Origin of the sequence: Saccharopolyspora sp. NPDC047091, assembly GCF_040643635.1 — a bacterium.
Taxonomy (GTDB): domain Bacteria; phylum Actinomycetota; class Actinomycetes; order Mycobacteriales; family Pseudonocardiaceae; genus Saccharopolyspora_C.
Genome location: NZ_JBEYUS010000006.1, coordinates 85,013 through 105,245, shown reverse-complemented (window position 1 = coordinate 105,245; position 20,233 = coordinate 85,013). Strand labels below are relative to the sequence as shown.

At 71.9% G+C, this 20,233-nt stretch carries 18 protein-coding genes and 2 tRNA genes; 16 read left to right on the top strand and 4 right to left on the bottom strand.

What is annotated here, in order from left to right; translation table 11 throughout:
- Nucleotides 1–23: 23 nt before the first annotated feature.
- The 3 genes from ABZ805_RS05180 to ABZ805_RS05170 are packed head-to-tail and all read left to right on the top strand — an operon-like array spanning nt 24 to nt 3,282.
- On the top strand, nt 24–1,310 hold the full coding sequence (locus ABZ805_RS05180) for an MFS transporter (RefSeq protein ID WP_358434597.1): 1,287 nt from the start codon (nt 24–26) through the stop codon (nt 1,308–1,310).
- Entirely contained in the window at nt 1,307–2,632 is a 1,326-nt protein-coding gene (locus ABZ805_RS05175) for an MmgE/PrpD family protein (RefSeq protein WP_358434594.1), read from the top strand. The genes ABZ805_RS05180 and ABZ805_RS05175 overlap by 4 nt, the downstream gene beginning before the upstream one ends.
- A gap of 11 nt (nt 2,633–2,643) precedes the next feature.
- Nucleotides 2,644–3,282, top strand: coding sequence for an aspartate/glutamate racemase family protein (locus ABZ805_RS05170; RefSeq protein WP_358434591.1), 639 nt, complete (start codon nt 2,644–2,646; stop codon nt 3,280–3,282).
- A 522-nt stretch (nt 3,283–3,804) separates the two neighbouring features.
- On the opposite strand, the gene ABZ805_RS05165 is transcribed toward ABZ805_RS05170, so the two are convergent.
- A tRNA-Gly gene (locus ABZ805_RS05165) sits at nt 3,805–3,878 on the bottom strand.
- Nucleotides 3,879–4,005: 127 nt separating this feature from the next.
- On the opposite strand from ABZ805_RS05165, the gene ABZ805_RS05160 reads away from it, so the two are divergent.
- From ABZ805_RS05160 to ABZ805_RS05125, 8 genes are all read left to right on the top strand, one after another.
- Nucleotides 4,006–4,079, top strand: a tRNA-Pro gene (locus ABZ805_RS05160).
- A 191-nt stretch (nt 4,080–4,270) separates the two neighbouring features.
- On the top strand, nt 4,271–4,450 hold the full coding sequence (locus tag ABZ805_RS05155; RefSeq protein WP_358434588.1) for a hypothetical protein: 180 nt from the start codon (nt 4,271–4,273) through the stop codon (nt 4,448–4,450).
- A gap of 243 nt (nt 4,451–4,693) precedes the next feature.
- Entirely contained in the window at nt 4,694–6,118 is a 1,425-nt protein-coding gene (gene tig, locus ABZ805_RS05150; protein ID WP_358434585.1) for a trigger factor, read from the top strand.
- Nucleotides 6,119–6,403: 285 nt separating this feature from the next.
- Nucleotides 6,404–6,976, top strand: coding sequence for an ATP-dependent Clp protease proteolytic subunit (locus ABZ805_RS05145; RefSeq protein WP_358434747.1), 573 nt, complete (start codon nt 6,404–6,406; stop codon nt 6,974–6,976).
- 37 nt (nt 6,977–7,013) lie between these two features.
- Entirely contained in the window at nt 7,014–7,643 is a 630-nt protein-coding gene (locus ABZ805_RS05140) for an ATP-dependent Clp protease proteolytic subunit (RefSeq protein WP_358434582.1), read from the top strand.
- A gap of 446 nt (nt 7,644–8,089) precedes the next feature.
- Nucleotides 8,090–9,370, top strand: a complete 1,281-nt coding sequence (gene clpX, locus ABZ805_RS05135; RefSeq protein ID WP_358434579.1) for an ATP-dependent Clp protease ATP-binding subunit ClpX — start codon at nt 8,090–8,092, stop codon at nt 9,368–9,370.
- 174 nt (nt 9,371–9,544) lie between these two features.
- Complete coding sequence (locus ABZ805_RS05130) at nt 9,545–10,168, top strand: alpha/beta hydrolase (protein ID WP_358434576.1); 624 nt, start codon at nt 9,545–9,547, stop codon at nt 10,166–10,168.
- A gap of 117 nt (nt 10,169–10,285) precedes the next feature.
- On the top strand, nt 10,286–11,182 hold the full coding sequence (locus ABZ805_RS05125; RefSeq protein ID WP_358434573.1) for an alpha/beta hydrolase-fold protein: 897 nt from the start codon (nt 10,286–10,288) through the stop codon (nt 11,180–11,182).
- Nucleotides 11,183–11,236: 54 nt separating this feature from the next.
- Here ABZ805_RS05125 and fdhD read toward each other — a convergent pair whose 3' ends face one another.
- Nucleotides 11,237–12,082, bottom strand: a complete 846-nt coding sequence (fdhD, locus tag ABZ805_RS05120; protein ID WP_358434569.1) for a formate dehydrogenase accessory sulfurtransferase FdhD — start codon at nt 12,080–12,082, stop codon at nt 11,237–11,239.
- Between the two features lie 213 nt (nt 12,083–12,295).
- Here fdhD and ABZ805_RS05115 point away from each other — a divergent pair, with 213 nt between their 5' ends.
- From ABZ805_RS05115 to ABZ805_RS05100, 4 genes are all read left to right on the top strand, one after another.
- Nucleotides 12,296–12,895: a hypothetical protein gene (locus tag ABZ805_RS05115; protein ID WP_358434566.1), complete on the top strand. Its 600-nt coding sequence runs from the start codon at nt 12,296–12,298 to the stop codon at nt 12,893–12,895.
- A 47-nt stretch (nt 12,896–12,942) separates the two neighbouring features.
- Nucleotides 12,943–13,533, top strand: a complete 591-nt coding sequence (locus ABZ805_RS05110; RefSeq protein WP_358434564.1) for a DNA polymerase ligase N-terminal domain-containing protein — start codon at nt 12,943–12,945, stop codon at nt 13,531–13,533.
- Nucleotides 13,530–13,922, top strand: a complete 393-nt coding sequence (locus ABZ805_RS05105; protein ID WP_358434561.1) for a hypothetical protein — start codon at nt 13,530–13,532, stop codon at nt 13,920–13,922. The genes ABZ805_RS05110 and ABZ805_RS05105 overlap by 4 nt, the downstream gene beginning before the upstream one ends.
- 299 nt (nt 13,923–14,221) lie before the next feature.
- Nucleotides 14,222–15,148: a restriction endonuclease gene (locus ABZ805_RS05100; protein ID WP_358434558.1), complete on the top strand. Its 927-nt coding sequence runs from the start codon at nt 14,222–14,224 to the stop codon at nt 15,146–15,148.
- Nucleotides 15,149–15,159: 11 nt separating this feature from the next.
- Here ABZ805_RS05100 and ABZ805_RS05095 read toward each other — a convergent pair whose 3' ends face one another.
- Nucleotides 15,160–16,374 carry a hypothetical protein gene (locus ABZ805_RS05095; RefSeq protein ID WP_358434555.1) on the bottom strand — a complete coding sequence of 405 codons (1,215 nt, stop codon included), beginning with the start codon at nt 16,372–16,374 and terminating at the stop codon, nt 15,160–15,162.
- A gap of 375 nt (nt 16,375–16,749) precedes the next feature.
- On the opposite strand from ABZ805_RS05095, the gene ABZ805_RS05090 reads away from it, so the two are divergent.
- Nucleotides 16,750–17,301, top strand: a complete 552-nt coding sequence (locus tag ABZ805_RS05090) for a hypothetical protein (RefSeq protein WP_358434552.1) — start codon at nt 16,750–16,752, stop codon at nt 17,299–17,301.
- 475 nt (nt 17,302–17,776) lie between these two features.
- Here ABZ805_RS05090 and ABZ805_RS05085 read toward each other — a convergent pair whose 3' ends face one another.
- On the bottom strand, nt 17,777–20,113 hold the full coding sequence (locus ABZ805_RS05085) for an FdhF/YdeP family oxidoreductase (RefSeq protein ID WP_358434549.1): 2,337 nt from the start codon (nt 20,111–20,113) through the stop codon (nt 17,777–17,779).
- Nucleotides 20,114–20,233: the final 120 nt, after the last annotated feature.

Here is a 20,233-nt window from a genome sequence, read left to right as displayed (position 1 = left end):
CACCCGGAATCGAGGAATTCCCCATGAGCACACGGTTTCGCTTCGTGACGCTGGGGCTGGTGATCGGCCTCATCGTCATCAACTACATCGATCGCAGCGCGGTCTCCTACGCGGTGGAACCGCTGGAGCAGGCGTTCGGGATCACCACCGCGCAGTACGGGATCATCAGTTCCGTCTTCTCCATCGGCTACATGGTCGCCGCGTTCCTGTCCGGGCCGCTGGTGGACCGGTTCGGGACGCGGCGGGTGCTGCTGTCCGCGATCGCGCTGTTCTCGGTGACGACCGCGCTCATCCCGGTCGCCGGTTCGTTCGCGGGACTGCTGGTCATCCGGTTGCTGCTGGGCATCGGGGAGTCGCCTGCGTTCCCGGCGGCGACCCGCACGGTGAGCCGGTGGCTGCCGATCCGGGAACGCGGCGTGGCGCTTGCCCTGTGCGGCGGGGTCGCGGTCTCCGGGAGCCTGCTGATCTCCGGTCCGCTGCTGACGGGGCTGACCGATCTGGTGGGCTGGCGCGGCATGTTCTGGACACTGGCGCTGTTCGGCGTGGTGTGGGCGGTGCTGGCGGCGCTGCTGCTGCGCGACCTGCCGTCGGAGTCGGCGCGGGTGAACGACGCGGAGCGGGCGCTGATCGCGGCCGGGCAGGAGTCCGATTCGGCGCCGGGCCGGTCCCGGGTGCGGTGGCGGCCGCTGCTGACCAACCGGAACCTGTGGGTGGTCGCGGGCGGCTACTTCGCGTGGGGCTTCATGTTCTGGGGCTTCATGTACTGGCTGCCGTCGTTCCTGTCGAACGCCTACGGGTTGAGCGTGGAGCAGGCGGGCGCGTTCTCCATCGCGCCGTGGGCGTGCGGCATCGTCGGCGCGCTGGTCGGCGGGTACGTGGTGGACCGGGTGTACCGGCGCAGCCCGCGGATCCGCACCCGGTTCGCGGTGATGGGGGTGGCGCTGCTGCTGGCGGGCTGCTCGCTGATCCCGCTCGCGATCGCGCCGACGCTGACGGTGGCGTTGATCTCGATCTCGCTGGGCGTCGGTTTCGGGTTCATCACCGGCGGCATCTGGTGGGTCGCGTCGATCGACGCGGCCCCGGACCAGCCGGGCAGCGCCGCCGGGTTCGCCGATGCGGCGTTCGCGTCCTCGGGGATCGTGGCGCCGTCGGTGATGGGGTTCATCGTAGCGGGCACCGGGAGTTTCACCAGCGGCTTCGTCGTGATGGCCGGGCTGGCGGTGGCGGGTGCGCTGCTGATGCTGCTGGTGCCGCGGGAACCGGTCCCGGCGGCCGGACCGGCGGCGCGAGCCGTGAGCGAGCGGGCGTGAGCGCGGCGGCGGTCCGGGAGGCCGTGACCGGGCTCGGCCGGTGGGTGTCCGAGCTGAGCTGGCAGGACGTGCCGGTGGAGGTGCGGGAGCGGCTGGCGGCGGTGCTCACGGAGTCGATCGCGGTGACCGCGCTCGGTTCGCGGGAGCCGGAGCAGCGGGCGCTGGTCGCCGCGTGGGACGCGCCGGACGGGGTGTCCCCGCTGTTCGGGACGGGCCGCGCGGTCGCGGTGGACGCGGCGGCGTGGCTGAACGCGGTGGCCGCGGTGCGCCTGGAGCTGGACGACGGACACCGGCTCGCCGCGGGGCATCCGGCGGCGCACGGCTTCCCGGCGGTGCTGGCGCTGGCCGCCCGGCGCGGGGTGCGCGGTGCGGAGCTGTGCTGCGCCCTGCTGGCGGCGTACGAGGTCGCGGCCCGGTTCGGCCGGGCGACCCGGCTGCGGCCGGGCACCCATCCGCACGGCAACTGGGGTGTGACCGGTGCGGCGGCGGGCTGCGCGCGGGTGCTGGAGCTGGGCCCGGCGGAGACGGCGGCGGCGATCGACGCGGGCGGTGGCCTGCCGGTCGCGGGCCCGTTCGCGGCGGCGCTGGACGGCAACCCGGTGCGGGACGCCTGGGTCGGCGCGGCGAACCAGTCGGGGCTGGCGGCGGCGCGGCTGGCCGCGTCCGGGGCCGGGCTGGTCACCGGGGTCGCGGCGGACGCGCTGGGCGGGTTGCTGGGCGAGCTCGACCCGGCGGTGCTGGCCGGTGACGGCTGGGAGGTGCTCGGCGGCTACTTCAAGCAGCACTCGTCGTGCTCGTTCACGCACGCCGCGATCGATGCGGCGCTGGCGGTGCGGGACCAGGTGGGGCCGGATCCGGCGGACGTCCTGGTGGAGATCCACGCGCTGGGCGCCGGGCTGGACCGGACGAGCTGGCCGACGGCGCTGGCGGCGCGGTTCTCGCTGCCGTTCGCGGTGGCGACGGCGTTGCGGCGCGGTCGGGTCGGGCCTGCCGAGTTCTCGGCGGCGGCGCTGGCCGATCCGGCCACGGCCGAGCTGGCCCGCCGGGTCGAGGTGCGCGCGGCGCCGGACCTGGACGCCCGGTTGCCCGCGGAGCGGCCGGTGCGGCTCACCGCCTCCGGGGTCGTGGTGGAGCGCCCGAATCCGGTCGGCGATGCCGCCTACCACCCGTTCTCCGCCGCGGACCGGGTCCGCGTGCTGGGCGGGCTGCTGGGCGAGCCGGAGGTGGTGGCGGACGTCCGGGAGCGGTGCGCCGCGCTGCCGGACGCGGTGGACGCCGCCGCGGAGTTGCGCGCGCTGGGCGCGTTGTGCCAGTTCCGATGAGGAGGAACGCCATGCTCGTGCACGCCGTCACGCCGATCGTCGTCGGGCCGCGGGAGGTCGCCCGCAGGCAGGCCCGCTACGACGCGCTCTCGCCCGCGGGGGTGCGCGTGGTGCTCTCGGACCTGCCCGCGGGCGGCCCGCGCGCCCTGGAGTCCGCGGCGGACGTGCGCCGGTCGACGGAGCTGGTCGCGGAGTCGCTGGCGGCCGCGCCGGAGTGCGATGCGGTGCTGCCGGATTGCGTGCTGGATCCGGCGGTGCCCGCGGACGGCGGCCTGCTCGGCGGCCGCCCCGCGTTGGGCCTGCTCCGGTTGACGGTGGGGGCCGCGGTCGCGGCGGGACATCGGATCGGCGCGGTGACCCGCAACGCGGCGATCGCCGCCGAGCTGCGCCACCGCATCGACGACTACGGCTGGTCGCACTCCTTCGACGAGGTCGCGGTCCTGGACCTGCGGGTGGAGGACATCACCGACCCGGCCCGCTGGTCGGCGGCGATGAGAGATCCCCTGGAAGCGTTCGGAGCCGCGGGCGTCACCGCCGTCATCAACGGCTGCTCCGCGGTCGAAACCGAACAACCCCCCGGCACCCCCACCGTCCTCGACCCGATCAGAACGGCCCTGACGGTCCTAGCAGCCCTGACCCCCACCCCCTGACCAAGCCCCCAGGTCGCGCAACCCCCACCCCGCCGGCGAAGGCCGAAGGCCGAGAAAGGCGCCCCCAGCAAGGGCGAACCCGGAGCTCGGCCCCCGCAGGGAGATGCGAAAGGCAGACCGGCCAGCGCCAATGGTCCGGCACCCTGCCGACCAGAACGCGCAGGCGAAAGCCGAGCAACCGAGGAACGACGCCGACCCGTCACCCAGCCCACCCACCGCCGAAGGCCGAAGGCCGAGAGAAGCGCCCACCGCACCGTGCGGGGCGTACCGGGGGGAGAGAGATGCGAAGGGGATTCCGGCCAGGGCTGATGGTCCGGCACCCTGCTGACCGGAGCGCGCAGGCGAAAGCCGAGCAACCGAGGAACGACGCGGGGCCGTCACCCAGCCCACCCACCGCCGAAGGCCGAAGGCCGAGAAAAGCGCCCACCGCACCGTGGGGGCGTACGGGGGCTCGGCCCCCGTATGGAAATGCGAAAGGGAGAGCGGCCAAGATCAAAGATCTGGCACAGCTCTCCCACGACCTGGAGCGGGCGACGGGAATCGAACCCGCGTAGCCAGTTTGGAAGACTGGGGCTCTACCATTGAGCTACGCCCGCATGCCCGGTCGGACGTCTCCCGGCGGTGTCCCGCCGCGGTCTTCCCGACCTTGCGTGCCCCAGCTTAACGGGTCGCGATAGGCTCTTCGCAACGCACCCGGGCGGTGGGGGTGCGGCGCAGGTAGGACGGGGTGTGGCGCAGTTTGGTAGCGCACTCGCTTTGGGTGCGAGGGGTCGTGGGTTCAAATCCCGCCACCCCGACGGTCCTTCGGGGAGGCGTGGTCGTGCGGCCGCGCCTCCTTTTCGCGTTCGGGGCGCTTCACGGAACGTGATCTTCGCGGGTGATTCGTTCGACTTCCGGTAACGGTGAGCAGTCGTGGCCCGATTTCGCGGTCGTGCACGTTCACGTTGCTGTGTCGAGGACCACGCGCCGGGTCCGGATCCCCGCCTTGGTGGTGGGGGTGTTGTTGGCGCTCGCGGTGCTGCTGCTGGTCGGGGTGTCGTTGTTCGTGGACGTCCCGGGTGGGCAGATGGCGCCGCCGACGGTGGGCATCGGGACCGCGGTGATCCCGACTCCGCTGGGGTCGTCGGGGCCTGGTCTGGGTGACGCCGTGTTCTCGGCGCCGCGCTGATCCGGCGCGGTGCCGGATGCCGGGTTTTCGCGTTCCTCGCGTGGAATCGGCGGTGGTGCGCGGGTTCGCGCGGGCCCGCGCGCACGCGACCCGTGGCCGGCTGAGGCAACCCCCGGGGGCCCGGGTCTCGCCTGGGCAATAGACTCGGAGGTCAGCCCGGCGTCGCCGGAGCGCCCCCGACGTGGGGTGGCGCTCCCGCCGGCACCGCCGGGGTTCCGAAGCACGTTCGCACTAGGAGACCACGTGAAGAGCACCGTCGAGCACCTGAGCCCGACGCGCGTACGGATCAACGTCGAGGTGCCGTTCGACGAGCTCAAGCCGAACTTCGACCGCGCGTACAAGGCACTGGCCAACCAGGTCCGCATCCCGGGCTTCCGGCCGGGCAAGGTTCCCGCCCGGGTGCTGGAGAGCCGCATCGGCCGGGGTCCTGTGCTCGACGAGGTCGTCAACGAGGCGGTTCCGGCGAAGTACATGGAGGCCATCAACGGCACCGAGGTGCGCACCCTCGGGCGTCCGGAGATCGAGGTCACCAAGATCGAGGACGGGGACCAGATCGAGTTCACCGCCGAGGTCGATGTGCGCCCGGAGATCACCGTTCCGGCGTTCGGCGAGCTGTCGGTGTCGGTGGACGACGTCGAGACGACCGAGGACGAGGTGCAGGAGCAGCTGGACGAGCTGCGCGCCCGCTTCGGCACGTTGACCGGCGTGGACCGTCCGGCGCAGCAGGGCGACTTCGTCAGCATCGACCTGTCGGCCACGGTCGACGGCGAGGACGTCGAGGAGGCGCGCACCAGCGGCCTGTCGTACGAGATCGGCTCCGGCCAGCTCATCGAGGGCATCGACGACGCGCTGATCGGCGCGTCGGCGGGTGACACGAACACCTTCAACACCGACCTGGTGGCCGGCGAGTACGCGGGCCGCGAGGCCGAGGTCACGGTGACCTTGGCGTCGGTGAAGGAGCGGCACCTGCCGGAGGCGGACGATGAGTTCGCCCAGATGGCCAGCGAGTTCGACACGGCCGAGGAGCTGCTCGCCGACCTGCGGGAGCGGCTGGGCCGCGTCAAGCGGATGCAGCAGGGCATGCAGGCCCGGGACAAGGTCCTGGAGGCGCTGCTGGAGACCGTCGAGGTCCCGCTGCCGGAGAACGTGGTGCAGTCCGAGGTGGAGGTTCGCGAGCACGACGCGATCCACCCGTTCGACCACGACGAGGCGAAGTTCGCGGAGTGGCTGGAGCAGCAGGGCCAGACCCGCGAGCAGTTCGACGCGGAGACCCGCGAGGAGGCGGAGAAGGCGGTCCGCACCCAGCTGGTGCTGGACACGATCGCCGACGCCGAGAACGTCTCCGTTTCGGACAACGAGCTGACCGAGCGGATCATCTACCAGGCGCAGCGCTTCGGCGTGAGCCCGGACCAGTACGTCCAGCAGGCGCAGCAGTCCGGCCAGCTCGGCGCGATCTACGCGGACGTGCGGCGCAGCAAGGCGCTGTTCTCCGTGGTGCGCCAGGCCACCGTGGTGGACGCGTCCGGCGCTGAGCTGGACCTGGACGAGCTGTTCGGCTCGCAGGACGACGCGGGCGAGCAGCCGGAGGTCGTGCCGGGCGAGGTCGAGCAGGCCGAGGACGCGAAGTCCGACGCGAAGGACGAGTCGGCCGCGGCGAAGTCCGAGTGACGGTTCTTTCGCGATGATTTCGCCGTGAGCGGAAGGATTCTGCGAACGGCGGGAGCAATGCACAAGCTCTGAGCGAACGTGGGCGGTACCGGGAAGCTGGTGCCGCCCACGTTCGTTAGGGTCGGTTGCAAGCGGATCACCGGAGACGGAAAAGCAAGGCGTTCCCAGCGGGTCGGCGGCCGCAGTCGGTGTGGCCGGTCCTTTGTGGAAGCCCCCATCGTGGAAGAAGGCAGGGGAGACGTGACGCAGCACCTGACTGTTCCGGCGTCGGACTCGACGCCGCACATGCGGTCGACGAACGGGCTCTCGCTCAACGACTCGGTTTACGAGCGCTTGCTGCGGGAGCGGATCATCGTCCTGGGTTCCCAGGTCGAGGACACCATGGCCAACCAGATCTGCTCGCAGCTGCTCCTGCTCGCGGCCGAGGACCCGGAGCGGGACATCTCGCTCTACATCAACTCGCCGGGCGGTTCGGTGACCGCGGGCATGGCGATCTACGACACCATGCAGCTGATCAAGCCGGACGTGGCGACCGTCGCGATGGGCTTCGCGGCGTCGATGGGGCAGTTCCTGCTGTCCGCCGGTGCTCGCGGCAAGCGGTTCACGCTGCCGCACGCGCGGATCATGATGCACCAGCCGTCGGCGGGTCTCGGCGGCACGGCTTCGGACATCGCGATCCAGGCCGAGGTGTTCACCAAGCACAAGCGGGAGATGGCGGAGCTGATCGCCGAGCAGACCGGCCAGACGGTGGAGAAGATCACGGCCGACTCGGACCGCGACCGCTGGTTCACGGCGGAAGAGGCCCGCGACTACGGCTTCGTGGACCACATCGCCTCCGCGGCGAACCTGCCCAGCTGACCGCGCGCCCGGAACCACTAACGAGGAGTCACCTGTCGTGAGCTCATTCCAGCTTCCGCAGTCCCGGTACGTGCTGCCCTCCTTCGTCGAGCGCACCGCGTACGGGGTGAAGGAGTCGAACCCGTACAACAAGCTGTTCGAGGAGCGCATCGTCTTCCTCGGCGTCCAGGTGGACGACGCGTCGGCGAACGACGTGATGGCGCAGCTGCTGTTCCTGGAGTCGGACGACCCGGACCGCGAGATCCAGATCTACATCAACTCGCCGGGTGGTTCGTTCACGGCCCTGATGGCCATCTACGACACCATCCAGTACGTCCGCCCGGACGTGCGCACGATCTGCCTGGGGCAGGCGGCGTCGGCGGCGGCGGTCATCCTGGCGGCGGGCACGAAGGGCAAGCGGCTCGCGCTGCCGAACTCCCGCATCCTGATCCACCAGCCGTCCACCGAGGGCATCTACGGCCAGGTCTCCGACTTGGAGATCCAGGCCAACGAGGTGCAGCGGATGCGCGACCTGATGGAGACGACGCTGGCCACGCACACCGGCAAGGACAAGGAGCAGGTCCGCCGGGACGTGGAGCGGGACAAGATCCTGACGGCGGAGCAGGCGCGGGAGTACGGGATCGTCGACGAGGTCCTGCCCTACCGCAAGCTGTCCGCGCAGTCCTGATCCGGTCGGCCCGCGTGGCGACCGGAGGTGGTGCCGCGGTGGCCTCCTCGCGCCCGGCCCGTCGGTTCGGCCGGCGGGGTCGAGGTGAGGGGGTCGCCGCGCACCCGGGGTGGTCGCGGCACGGAGTGCCGCCGCTGCGAAGATGTTGATCTACGACGGTGCCTGCGCGGCGCCCTGCTCCGCTGATCACGGCGGTGCGGTGCGGGAAAGCCGCTCGCGGGAGCGTTCCGGTGAGTGGGATGCTGTGGTGCGCTCGACGCGCCGGGCGTCCGCGACACGCCGGGAGCGCGGCCACCGGCCGCCGCACCCGGTGCATGCCGGAGACTGGCGAGCAGCGGAGTCTGCGAGTCTCCCCGAATCCGGGGAGCGGCAGGTACCGTCGGAACGAGCACATACGGTCAGGCACGTCACCGGACGGCGTGTCGGAGGGGACGGGGTCAGCGGTCATGGCACGTATCGGTGACGGCGGCGACCTGCTGAAGTGCTCCTTCTGCGGGAAGAGCCAGAAGCAGGTGAAAAAACTCATCGCCGGCCCCGGCGTGTACATCTGCGATGAGTGCATCGATCTCTGCAACGAGATCATCGAGGAGGAACTGGCGGAGGCCGGTGAGGTCAAGCTCGACGAGCTGCCCAAGCCGACCGAGATCCACGAGTTCCTCGACCAGTACGTCATCGGGCAGGACCCGGCGAAGCGCAACCTCTCGGTCGCGGTCTACAACCACTACAAGCGCATCCAGATGGGTGAGCGCGCCCGGGACAGCCGCGAGGAGAACGTCGAGCTCGCGAAGTCGAACATCCTGATGCTCGGTCCCACGGGCTGCGGGAAGACCTACCTGGCGCAGACGTTGGCGAAGATGCTCAACGTGCCGTTCGCGATCGCCGACGCCACCGCGCTCACCGAGGCGGGCTACGTCGGCGAGGACGTCGAGAACATCCTGCTCAAGCTCATCCAGGCGGCCGACTACGACGTGAAGCGCGCCGAGACGGGCATCATCTACATCGACGAGGTCGACAAGATCGCCCGCAAGAGCGAGAACCCGTCGATCACCCGCGACGTCTCCGGCGAGGGCGTGCAGCAGGCGCTGCTGAAGATCCTGGAGGGCACCACGGCGAGCGTGCCCCCGCAGGGCGGCCGCAAGCACCCGCACCAGGAGTTCATCCAGATCGACACGACGAACGTGCTGTTCATCGTGGCGGGGGCCTTCGCGGGGCTGGAGAAGATCGTCGAGGACCGCGTGGGCAAGGCGAGCGTCGGGTTCGGCGCCCAGCTGCGCTCGAAGGAGGAGGCGAACTCCGCGGACCGGTTCTCCGAGGTGCTGCCCGAGGACCTGATCAAGTTCGGGCTGATCCCCGAGTTCATCGGCCGGCTGCCCACGGTGGCCAGCGTGACGAACCTGGACAAGCCCTCGCTGGTGCAGATCCTCACCGAGCCGCGCAACGCCCTGATCAAGCAGTACAAGCGGCTGTTCGAGATGGACAACGTGGAGCTGGAGTTCACCCGCACCGCGCTGGAGGCGGTCGCCGACCAGGCGATCCTGCGCGGCACGGGCGCCCGCGGCCTGCGCGCGATCCTGGAGGAGGTGCTGCTGCCGGTGATGTACGACATCCCGAGCCGCACCGACGTCGCGAAGGTCGTCATCACCGAGCAGACCGTCCGGGAGAACGTCAACCCCACGATCGTGGCTCGGCAGGCGACGCGGCGGGAGCGCCGCGAGAAGTCCGCCTGACCGCGCGCATCGCACGCACTGCCGCCGCCGTCCCGTTCCGGGGCGGCGGCGGTGTCATGTCCGGGTCCCGCGCGGGTGGTTTCCCGCTCCGGATCTCCAGATCGCCCAGCGGCACCGCGCGCCATGCATGATCATGCGGGATGGAGGTTGCGTCGTCCGGCTGGGGGAGGGCCGATGAGCGAGCTGCACGTGCTGCTGGTGCCGGACGGGGCCGATTCCGGGCCTTGGCACTGGCAGCAGTGGCTGACGGCACGGGCGCGGGAAGCGGGCGCCACCGTCACCCGGTGCCCCGGCCCGGTGGAGCCGGCGGGCTGGACGGCCGCGCTGCGCGCCGAGCTGGCCGCGGTGCCGCCGGACGCGGAACTGGCCGTGGTCGCGCACCGCGGCGGCGCCCGCACCTGGCTGCGGCACGCGGCCGATCCGGGCGAGGACGAGGTGCGGCGGGCCGACCGGGTGCTGCTGGTCGCCCCGGCCGAGCCGGGCGTTCCCGGCGCGGGTCCGGACGTGCCGGGGGAGCCGGATGCGCCCGCGCTGCGCGCGGCGGGCGGTCCGACGCGGATCGTGGCGGGCACCGAGGACCCGGAGCTGTCGGTGTGCGCGGCGCACGCGCTCGCGCACCGGCTGCGGGTCGAGCTGGACGTGCTCGCCGACGGCCGCGGCCTGGACCTCGCCGCCGGCTACGGCCCGTGGCCGGCCCTGCTGCGCTGGGCGATGTACGGCTCGGTCCCGGTGGCCGACCGGTTCGGCACCGCCCCGCACGTCGCGGGCTGGTCCGCGGTGCCCGAAGGGGCCCGTTGACGGAGGTCATGACCGGCGCGACGTGGGTGAGCTCTCGGTCACGGCGGGGCAGGTCCGGTAGCGCCGACGGGCGTTGGCACGATGGACGGTCGGAGGGAACGAAGGCCCGGAGGTGCCATGCAGCGCGGGAAGCCGCGGAACGTCCCGATGCCGAACCGGCGCACCCTGCTCGCCTCCGGCTTGGCCGGGGCCGGGGCGCTCGGCCTGGGGCTGACCAGCGACACCGGTGGCGCGCTGGTGCCCGCCGAGCCGCTGCCGCTGGCGAAGCAGAGCAACGTCTCGGTGGAGCGGGTGCACTCGCAGGCCCGCAACCGCGAGGTCGAGATCGTCACCATGTACCCGCAGGGGGTGTCCCGGGACCGGATTCCGGTGTGCCTGATGCTGCACGGCCGGTTCGGTGACGCCCGCAAGTCGGCCGGTGGCCTGCCCAGCTGGCTCACCACGGCCGTCGCCACCGGCAAGGTGCCGCCGTTCGCGTTCCTCGCCGTCGACGGCGGCGGCAACAGCTACTGGCACCAGCGCTTCGGCGATGATCCGATGTGGATGCTGCTGGACGAGGTGCCGCGCTGGCTGGCGGAACGCGGCATCGGCGGCGACGACGGGCAGCCGTTCGCGGTGTCCGGGATCTCGATGGGCGGGTTCGGCGCGCTGCTCTACACCCGGCGCCGCAACGAGCTGGAGATCCCGGTGGAGGCCACCGCCGTGGTGTCCCCGGCGCTCATCACCAACTGGCCGGAGATGGCGCGGCGCCGCGCGTTCGCCGACGAGGCCGACTGGAGCGACATCGACCCGATGCGGCACATCCCGGAGCTCGGGAACGTGCCGCTCGGCGTGTGGTGCGGCACCCGGGACCGGTTCATCTCCGGCACGCGCAAGTTCGTCCGCAAGGCCCGCCCGGAGATCGCGTCCGTGAGCACCCCCGGCGGCCACAACAGCCGCTACTACCGGCTGGCGCTGCCGGAGGTGGTCGACTTCATCGGCGGCTACGCGCCGGACAAGTCCGAGCACGGCTGACGTGGCGGGGTCCGCCACCTGCCGCTGAGCGCCGCCGGTCGGCGGCCCGCTCGCTCAGAGCGCCGGGGTGGGTTCGGGTTCGAGGACGCGGTGCGCGCCGGTGTAGACGTTCATCGAGCTGCCGCGGAGGAAACCGATCAGCGTCATGCCCTGCTCGGCGGCCAGCTCCACCGCCAGCGAGGACGGCGCCGACACCGCGGACAGCAGCGGCACCCCGGCCATCGCGGCCTTCTGCACTAGTTCGAACGAGGCCCGCCCGGACACCATGAGCACGCAGCCGCGCAGCGGCACCCGGCGTTCCAGCACCGCCCAGCCGAGGACCTTGTCGACCGCGTTGTGCCGCCCCACGTCCTCCCGGCACACCAGCAGGTTCCCGTCGGCGTCGAACAGCGCGGCACCGTGCAGCCCGCCGGTCGAGTCGAACACCTTCTGCGCGGCCCGCAGCCGGTCGGGCAGCGCGGAGAGGGTCTCCGGGGTGATCTCCAGCGGATCGTGCTCGGGGGAGTGCCGGGTGCTCAGCCGCACCGAGTCGAGCGCCGCCTTCCCGCACACCCCGCAGGAGGAGGTGGTGTAGAAGTTGCGCTCCACCGAGGTGTCCGGCGGCGCCACGCCCGGCGCGAGCAGGATGTCCAGCACGTTGTAGGTGTTGCGCCCGTCCGGCCCCGGGCTGTCGCAGTAGCGGGCGCTGTGCAGGTCGTCCTTGTCCGCGATGACGCGTTCGGTGAGCAGGAAGCCGTGCGCGAGCTCCACGTCGTGGCCGGGGGTCCGCATCGTCACCGACAGGGCGCGGCCGTTGACCCGGATCTCCAGCGGCTCCTCGGCGGCGAGGGTGTCCGGCCTGGTTCGGGAACCGCTCTCGGTCACGCGGAGCACGGGGCGCCGCACGGTGACTCGTCCCATCGTCAGCCTCCTGGGTCGGGTCGGCTCGGATGCCGCAACGGCCCCAGTATGCGCCGCGCGCCCGGGCTCCCGGCCAGGCCTCCGCGACTGCTCCGTTCGGGTGTGAGATCGGCACCGCCCGACCGGCGGAGGATGGTTCGGACGGGTGAGATCGCTAGGGTCTCGCGGGACGCCGGACATGCGCCGGGGAACCCCGCTACAGCAAGGATTCCGATGCCCGACCTCGCCGCCCAGCCCCGCCAGAGCCTCCGCTTCGTCGAATCCGAGGAGCCCATCACCGAGCCGGTCACGAAGTTCGGCGGGCAGCCGGTGTGGCTGTCGACGCCGCAGTGGCCGATGTCCGAGGACCACGGCAGGCCGATGCGGTTCCTCGGGCAGATCCGGCTGCCCGGCGAGCAGGTGCGCCTGGCCTACCTGTTCCTGACCGAGGACTACCCGGAGACGGCGGACGAGGTGGTGGACACGTTCGCGCCCGACTCGGGGGAGAACGCGTTCTTCGCCCAGCCCGGCGAGCCCGCCGACTTCTACCAGGTGGCGACGATCGCGAAGGGGCCGACGTTCGGGCCGGACCACCGGGTGGAGCTCGCGCCGTTCGACGGCGAGGTGGACGTGGACGACTTCGCGACGCGGCTCGGCGGGGCACCGCAGTGGTTGCAGGGCGACGAGTCGCCGGGGGAGCCGTTCCGCTTCGTGGGGCAGTTCGACAGCTCGGTCGACTTCCCGTTCGAGGTGGACTTCGGCGACGCCGGGGTCGGGTACGCGTTCCTCGACGAGGCCAGCGGGCAGGGCCGCTTCCTGTGGCAGTGCAGCTGATCTGACCTGCGGGTGTGCCGGGCGCCCGCGGCGGGTACGGCTGCGGCATGGCACGGGACGAGCTCGGCGAGTACCGGGACAAGCGCGACCTGGCGCGGTCGGGCGAACCCGGCGGTGGTGCGCCGGGGGAGGAGCCGTTGTTCGTGGTGCAGCGCCACGACGCCTCCACGCTGCACTTCGATTTCCGGCTGGAGGTCGGGGACGTGCTCAAGTCGTGGGCGGTGCCGAAGGGCCCGTCCACCGACCCGAGCGAGAAGCGGCTGGCCACGCCTACCGAAGACCACCCGCTGGACTACGCGTCCTTCGAGGGCACGATCCCGGAGGGCTACGGCGCGGGCACCGTTGTCGTCTGGGACACCGGCCGGTACCGGAACCTCACCGAGCACCGCGGGCGACCGGTGGAGATGGCCGAGGCGCTCGACCGCGGCCACGTGAAGGTGCTGCTGGAGGGGAGCAAGCTGACCGGCGCGTTCGCCCTCACCCGCGCTCCGCTGCGCGGCCGCGAGGAGTGGCTGCTGGTGAAGGTCGACGACGACGGCGCCGACCGGCGGCGGAACCCGGCGCGCACCCGGCCGGAGTCGGTGCTCTCCGGCCGCACCAACGCCGACGTCGCCGCCGAACGGGACGCGGAGCGGTGACCGGCACCGAAGCGCTGGCGGCGGGCGACGAGCGCATCGATCTGACGCACCCGGACAAGGTGCTGTACCCGGCGGACGGCTACCGGAAGCGGGACGTCGCCGAGTACTACCGGGCCGTCGCCGACCGAATGGTGCCGCACCTGCGTAGCAGACCGCTGACGCTGCGCCGCTCCCCGGACGGGGTGGGCACCGGGTCCCGTCCAGGAGATCGCGTCCGATCGTTTCTCGGGCCGGTGCGAGGCGATCCGGACCGGCCGCTCACTGTGGTGGACCTCGATATGTCGCCGGACATGGGGCTCGTGGACTCGCGGGTCGGTGGTGCGCGAGGGGCCCTCGGCGAGGATTTCCAGGCGGTAGCGCCGCCGACAGGCCACCAGCGGAGTCGGTGAGGTGAGCTCGGCGCCGCAGGGCGTAGGCCGCGCTCCCGGATCGGATCACCACCGACCTCCCACGCACTCGCGCACGCCCGCAGCGGACGCCTTGGTAGACGTGCCGTGTCGGATGATTCACTCTGGGTGCCGATGAACGCGATCTTGGGGTGATGTGCGTGGTCCGAGCATGGCTGGCCAGAGCGGGGCGTTCGGGCGAACGTGAGCACAAGGCGCTCGAGCAGGGCTGCACCGGTGGTGGGTTCGCAGCGGTCCCCGACCTGTCGGGATGTGCTGACAGGTCGGCGGTGGCAGCGGTCGTGGACACCGCCTACCGAGGAGACGGTGAACATAGGATTCGCAACTTCACGGCGCAGTTGTGGACGTTGCGCGGGGTGATGGAGGTCGGGGACCTCATGGTCATGCCGATGAAATCCACATCGCAGATAGCCATCGGCCGGATCAAGGGAGATTACCGGTACCGCGCGGACGAACCGGATGCCGAATTCCGCCACGTCAGGCCGGTGGAATGGAACATCACGGACCTGCCTCGGACCGTGATCAAGCAGGATCTCTTGCACTCGTTGGGCGCATTCATGACCATCTGCGGCATCTCGCGGAACGACGCTGCACGTCGGCTGGAGCAGGTCGCGGAGCGTGGTGTCGATCCCGGGGCGCGGGTACGCCCGATCCAGCGCGAGGTGGGCAAGAATCCGACGGGAAGTCCGGCTGCGGCGGACGACTCGGACGCGGACGACGTGGGTCTCGACGTCGAACGCTATGCGCGGGACCAGATAGCTGCACGCGTCATCGAGATCTTCTCCGGGCACCGGCTCGCCGAGCTGGTGGCTGCCTTGCTGGAGGCTGAGGGTTTCGTATGTCGGGTGTCCCCTGCCGGGCCGGATCAAGGAGTGGACATCGTCGCGGGGATGGGGCCGTTCGGTCTCGACTCGCCCAAAGTGGTCGTTCAAGTGAAGTCCGAGCTCGGGGCTGTCGGCGATGGAGTGGTTCAGCAGCTCGAGGGAGTGGTATCGCGCCAGGGGGCGGACCAGGGATTGCTCGTCGCTTGGGGTGGAGTGACCGGTGCAGCTCAGCGCGAGATGAATTCGCGGCGTTTCGTTCTGCGGGCGTGGAATTCGGAGAATGTTCTGGAAGCCGTGTTCCGTCATTACCGGAAACTTCCTGCGGATATACAGGCTGAGTTGCCCCTTAAGCAGGTATGGACCTTGGTGGACGAGACCGGCTGACGCGGTCCGGCTCAGGCGGTGTCGCGGAGGTGGTGGGTGGCGCGGGCGGCGAGGAAGTCGGCGACGGCCGGGTCGCGGTGGTGCGGCAGCAGCGCGTTCGCCAAGGCGGTGAGGCGCTCGTGCACGCGGGCCGAGGACAGGGCGGGAGCTGCGGCGAGCACCGTGCTGCCGGTCGCCGCCGCCTCGTCGTAGCGCCCGGCGTCGAACAGCACCTGGGCCAGCGAGACGAGGCTCAACGCCTTGCTGCGCACCCGTTCCGGTGGCCGCAGCCCGACGGCTTCGCGGGCGTGCCGTTCCCCGCGGCGCAGGTCGCCGAGGCTGCGCCAGCACTCGGTGGTCTCGCTGGCCAGCGACGCCCGGTCGAACGGGGCGATCCAGCGGCAGGGTTCGTCGACGACGGCCAGTTGCTCCCGGGCCAGCGCGAGGCGCCGTTCGGTGCCGTACCGGTCGCCCTGCGCGGCCAGCGCCCGCGCGTGCAACGCGTGCAACCGGGCGACGAGGCGGGACGTGCCCGCGGTGCCGATGGTGTGGGTGAGGCCGTTCAACGCGTAATCGGCGGCGGACTTCGGCTGGCCGAGTTCGGTGGACAGGTGCGACAGCGAGGCGCACACCTCGGCCTGCAGCGCGTGGTCGGCGGCACCCGCGGCGAGCCGGTACGCGGTGTGGAAGTGCTCCCGCGCGGGCACGTCGTTGCCGCTGTCGTGCGCCATCCACCCGGCGAGCTCGACGACCGAGGCCGCCGCCGCCAGCACCTCGGCTCGCTGCGGTTCGGCCCGCACCAGCGGCAGCACCGCGGTGGTGAAGTAGTGCCGGACCGTCTCGTAGAGCGTGCCGCCGCCCACGCTGCGGTCGGCCGATTGGAAGGACGCCGACACCACCCGGATGGAGTCCACAGTGGACGAAGGGGCGCCGCTGGGTGCGCTGGTCGTGCCCCGGGGCCGGAAGCCGAGCGCCGCGTCGTCGACGGCGCCCAGCACGGCCCGCAACGCGGCCCGGTAGGCGGCGGTGGGCCAGCGCACCGCGCCCCGCTCCCACTTGGCGATGTGGTGCGCGTCGAGCGCCCACCGCTTGCCGGTGGACTCCAGCAGGTGGTCGTTGACGGCCTCGGCGAGCTCGGCGCGGGAGAGCGGTTCGCCGGGCGCCACCCGCGAGGGCAGGGCTTCCCGGGCGCGGCGCAGCCGCTCGTTGCGCTCGGGTCGGGGTCGGGCGGAGGAATCGCCGGTCATGATGATCAGCCTCCCAACGAGTACGGAGTGTATCCATCTCGTTCCGCTACGTCGTCGATCTTGCCCCGAGTTGCCCCGGACGGCGGGCGCCGCTGCCCCGAGTGCCGAGGTGGCCGCCCGTCCGCCGAGGTCCGCCGGGTTGCTCCGGTGCGCGCGGACCGGGGCCCGGCCGGTGAGCTCCGACGCGCGACCCGACCTGGCCGGTCCTCCGGCGGCTCCGGCGGCGATGCCCACGTTCGGCGGAGCGGGACCGCTGGATGGGCGGTACGCGGCCTCGCGGGCCCTGCCGATCTCGGTGGGATGGGGATCAAACGAGGGCGCTCCCACCTGTGCGGGAGCGCGCGGACGCTGTCCGGGCGTCCCTGCCGGAACAAGGTGAGTTCGAGCTACCCGTCGCGGTACTGCAAGGAGCACCGGTTCTGCGGACGTCGGGGGGCGTTCCGGGTGCACGCGGACGACGTCCGGGACCGGCGGCGGCGCGAGCGGGAGGCGATCGCCGTGCTCGTCACCGACCCGTGGCCGCGCACCGTCCAGCAGCGCTGCCTGGCCGTCGTGGACGGCCCGGCGTGGGAGGAGTTCCTGGCGGAGCGCGCGAGCCGGGCCTGCCGGGTCCTCGCCGCCCTCGCCGCCCGGGTGGAGCGGGCCGACCGGCTGCCGGTCGAGCGGCTGCACGACCTGGTGCTCGGCGAGGGGGAGCGGGACCAGGCGGTGCGGCGGGTCGCCGCCGCGGTCGCGGTCGCGGTGTCCCGCCGGGTCGGTGATCCGGCGGAGGTGGTGTTCGCGATCCGCCTGCTCGGCGTGTTCTCCTGCGCGTCCGTCGACCAGGTGGGGCGCTGCCCGTGCCGCCGCGCGATCGTGGAGCGGTTCGGGGCGCGGGCCGCGGCGGACAAGCTGGCGCGGGGTCTGCCGGACCGGCTCGCGGCCTGAACCGAGCGCTGCCGGCGGCTCCGGCGGACGGGCCGCGGTAGGAACCCGGGCGGCTTCGGGGATCGCCGTCGCGGGGTGGCCGGGGTGCCGGGGGCCGGCCGCTGCTGGGACGCGGGGTGCGCCGGGAGGTCCGGCTACCGCGGGGACCTGGGACGCGCCGGGAAGTCCGGCCATTGCGGGTACGCGGGGTGCACCGAGGGGCCGGCGCCGCGGGGACCCGGCCACGCCGCCGGAAGCGCGGACGCTGGGAATCCCGGCCGCCGCCCGGGCTCAGGTCACCGTGCGATCTGGTGTGCTGTGCGATCTGGCCCGCTGCGCGAACCGGCCTGCCGTGCGATTCGATCTGCTGCGTGATCCGGCCGCTGTGCGATCTGGCCCGCTGCGCGATTCGGCCTGCCGCGTGATCCGGCCCGCTGCGCGAACCGGGCCGCCCGCGCGGTGCGGACGGCCCGGTTCGGGTGCAGTCGTGCGCGGATCAGCCCGCCGAGCGCTCCAGGCGGATCAGCACGGCCTTCGAGACCGGTGTGTTCGACTTCTCCGCCACCGCGCCGAGCGGCACCAGCGGGTTCGCCTCCGGGTAGTAGGCGGCGGCGCAGTCCCGCGCGGTCGGGTAGGCGACGATGCGGAACGCCTCCGCCCGCCGTTCCTCCACGGTGGACTCGCCGTCGGGTCCGGGCTTGCCCGGCCACTCGGAGACCATGTCCACCAGGTCGCCCTCGGCGAAGCCGAGCGCGGCGATGTCCTTCTCGTTGACCATGACCACCCGGCGCGCGTCCTCGATGCCGCGGTAGCGGTCCGAGAGCCCGTAGATGGTGGTGTTGTACTGGTCGTGGCTGCGCAGGGTCTGCAGCAGCAGCCGTCCTTCCGGCACCTCCAGCGGCTCCGCCTCGTTCACCGTGAAGTTGGCCTTGCCGGTGGTGGTGGTGAAGGTGCGGCTGTCCCGCGGCGGGTGCGGCAGCACGAAGCCGTCCGGGCGGCGCACCTTCTCGTTGTAGTCGGTGCAGCCGGGCACGACGGCGGCGATGTGCTCGCGCACCGCGTCGTAGTCCTTCTCGAACGCCTCCCACCGCACCGGGTGCCCGTCGCCGAGCAGCTTGCGGCCCAGCCGGGACACGATCGCCACCTCGGACAGCAGGGTGCCGGAGACGGGGGAGAGCCTGCCGCGGGAGGCGTGCACCACCGACATCGAGTCCTCGACGGTGACGAACTGCGGCCCGGACTCCTGCACGTCCTTCTCGGTGCGGCCCAGCGTCGGCAGGATCAGCGCGGTGTCCCCGGCGACCGCGTGCGAGCGGTTCAGCTTGGTCGACACCTGCACGGTCAGGTCGCAGCCGCGCAGCGCCCGCTCGGTGCCCGCGGTGTCGGGGGTGGCGGACACGAAGTTGCCGCCGACGGCGAAGAACGCCTTGACCTCGCCGGCCTGCATGGCGTGCAGCGCGTCGACGGTGTCGTAGCCGTGCTTGCGCGGCATGGGGATGCCGAACTCGGCCTCCATCGCGTCCATGAACTTCTCGGGCATCTTCTCCCAGATGCCCATCGTCCGGTCGCCTTGCACGTTGGAGTGGCCGCGGACCGGGCAGACGCCCGCGCCCGGCTTGCCGATCATGCCGCGCATCAGCAGCAGGTTCACCGCTTCGCGGATCGTCGGCACGGCCTTCTTCTGCTGGGTGAGGCCCATCGCCCAGCAGATCACGGTCCGCTCGGACTCGATGAGCATCCGCGCGATCTTCTCGATCTGCTCGCGGGACAACGCGGTGGCCTTGAGCGTCGCGTCCCAGTCGATGTCGGTGGCCTGCGCGTAGAACTCGTCGAAGCCGTGGGTGTGCTGCTCGATGAACTCGCGGTCCAGCACGGTGCCGGGCGCGTCCTGCTCGGCCTTCGCCAGCAGCGCGGTCAGCGCCTTGAACAGGGCGAGGTCGCCACCGATGCGGATCTGGGCGAACTCGTCGCACAGCGCGGTGCCCTTGCCGACGACGCCGCGCACGTTCTGCGGGTTCTTGAACCGCATCAGCCCGGCCTCGGGCAGCGGGTTCACCGCGATGATCTGACCGCCGTGGCCCTTGACCTTCTCCAGGGTGGAGAGCATCCGCGGGTGGTTGGTGCCCGGGTTCTGCCCCACCACCATGACCAGGTCGGCGTGCTCGACGTCGGCCAGCGACACCGAGCCCTTGCCGATGCCGATGGTCTCGGTCAGCGCCGAGCCGGACGACTCGTGGCACATGTTCGAGCAGTCCGGCAGGTTGTTGGTGCCGAAGCTGCGCACCAGCAGCTGGTACAGGAACGCGGCCTCGTTGCTGGTGCGGCCCGAGGTGTAGAACGCCGCCTCGTCCGGGTGGTCGAGCGCGCGCAGCCCGTCGGCGACGACGTCGAGCGCGGCGTCCCAGTCGATCGGCCGGTAGTGCGTGTCGCCGCTGCGCTTGATCATGGGCTGGGTGAGCCGCCCCTGCTGCCCCAGCCAGTAGTCGCTCATGCCCGCGAGCTCCTCGACGGAGTGCTTCGCGAAGAACTCGGCGTCGACGCGCCGGGTGGTGGCCTCCTCGGCGACGGCCTTCGCACCGTTCTCGCAGAACTCGGCGGGGCTGCGCTTGTCGCCGTCCGCCTCCTGCGGATCCGGCCACGCGCAGCCCGGGCAGTCGAACCCGGAACGCTGGTTGAGCAGCGGCAACGTGAGCATGGTGCGGCCGGCGCCCATCTGCTCCCAGCCGCGGCGCAACGACACCATCACCGCCTTCACGCCTGCTGCGTGGTCCTTCGGGTGGTGCGTGGACAGCGCCGACTCGTCGATGTCCTGTTCGGGGGCTTTGCGCGACATGCCTCCCAGGGTCCCCCGTCAAGGTCGGGTCGGCACAGTCCGCGTGATGTGGTTCACACACCTGGCTCAACGCGGGAGGTGAGGCCCGGTGAGGCCGCCGCGGGCGGTTCGTAGAATCGG

Excerpts from the sequence above, each read along its gene's own strand:
- ABZ805_RS05125 (WP_358434573.1), top strand. The coding sequence starts at position 10,286 with ATGCAGCGCGGGAAGCCGCGGAACGTCCCGATGCCGAACCGGCGCACC.
- ABZ805_RS05130 (WP_358434576.1), top strand. The coding sequence starts at position 9,545 with ATGAGCGAGCTGCACGTGCTGCTGGTGCCGGACGGGGCCGATTCCGGG.
- ABZ805_RS05180 (WP_358434597.1), top strand. The coding sequence starts at position 24 with ATGAGCACACGGTTTCGCTTCGTGACGCTGGGGCTGGTGATCGGCCTC.
- ABZ805_RS05145 (WP_358434747.1), top strand. The coding sequence starts at position 6,404 with ATGCGGTCGACGAACGGGCTCTCGCTCAACGACTCGGTTTACGAGCGC.
- ABZ805_RS05115 (WP_358434566.1), top strand. The coding sequence starts at position 12,296 with ATGCCCGACCTCGCCGCCCAGCCCCGCCAGAGCCTCCGCTTCGTCGAA.
- ABZ805_RS05085 (WP_358434549.1), bottom strand. The coding sequence starts at position 20,113 with ATGTCGCGCAAAGCCCCCGAACAGGACATCGACGAGTCGGCGCTGTCC.
- ABZ805_RS05170 (WP_358434591.1), top strand. The coding sequence starts at position 2,644 with ATGCTCGTGCACGCCGTCACGCCGATCGTCGTCGGGCCGCGGGAGGTC.
- fdhD (WP_358434569.1), bottom strand. The coding sequence starts at position 12,082 with ATGGGACGAGTCACCGTGCGGCGCCCCGTGCTCCGCGTGACCGAGAGC.
- clpX (WP_358434579.1), top strand. The coding sequence starts at position 8,090 with ATGGCACGTATCGGTGACGGCGGCGACCTGCTGAAGTGCTCCTTCTGC.
- ABZ805_RS05110 (WP_358434564.1), top strand. The coding sequence starts at position 12,943 with ATGGCACGGGACGAGCTCGGCGAGTACCGGGACAAGCGCGACCTGGCG.
- ABZ805_RS05095 (WP_358434555.1), bottom strand. The coding sequence starts at position 16,374 with ATGACCGGCGATTCCTCCGCCCGACCCCGACCCGAGCGCAACGAGCGG.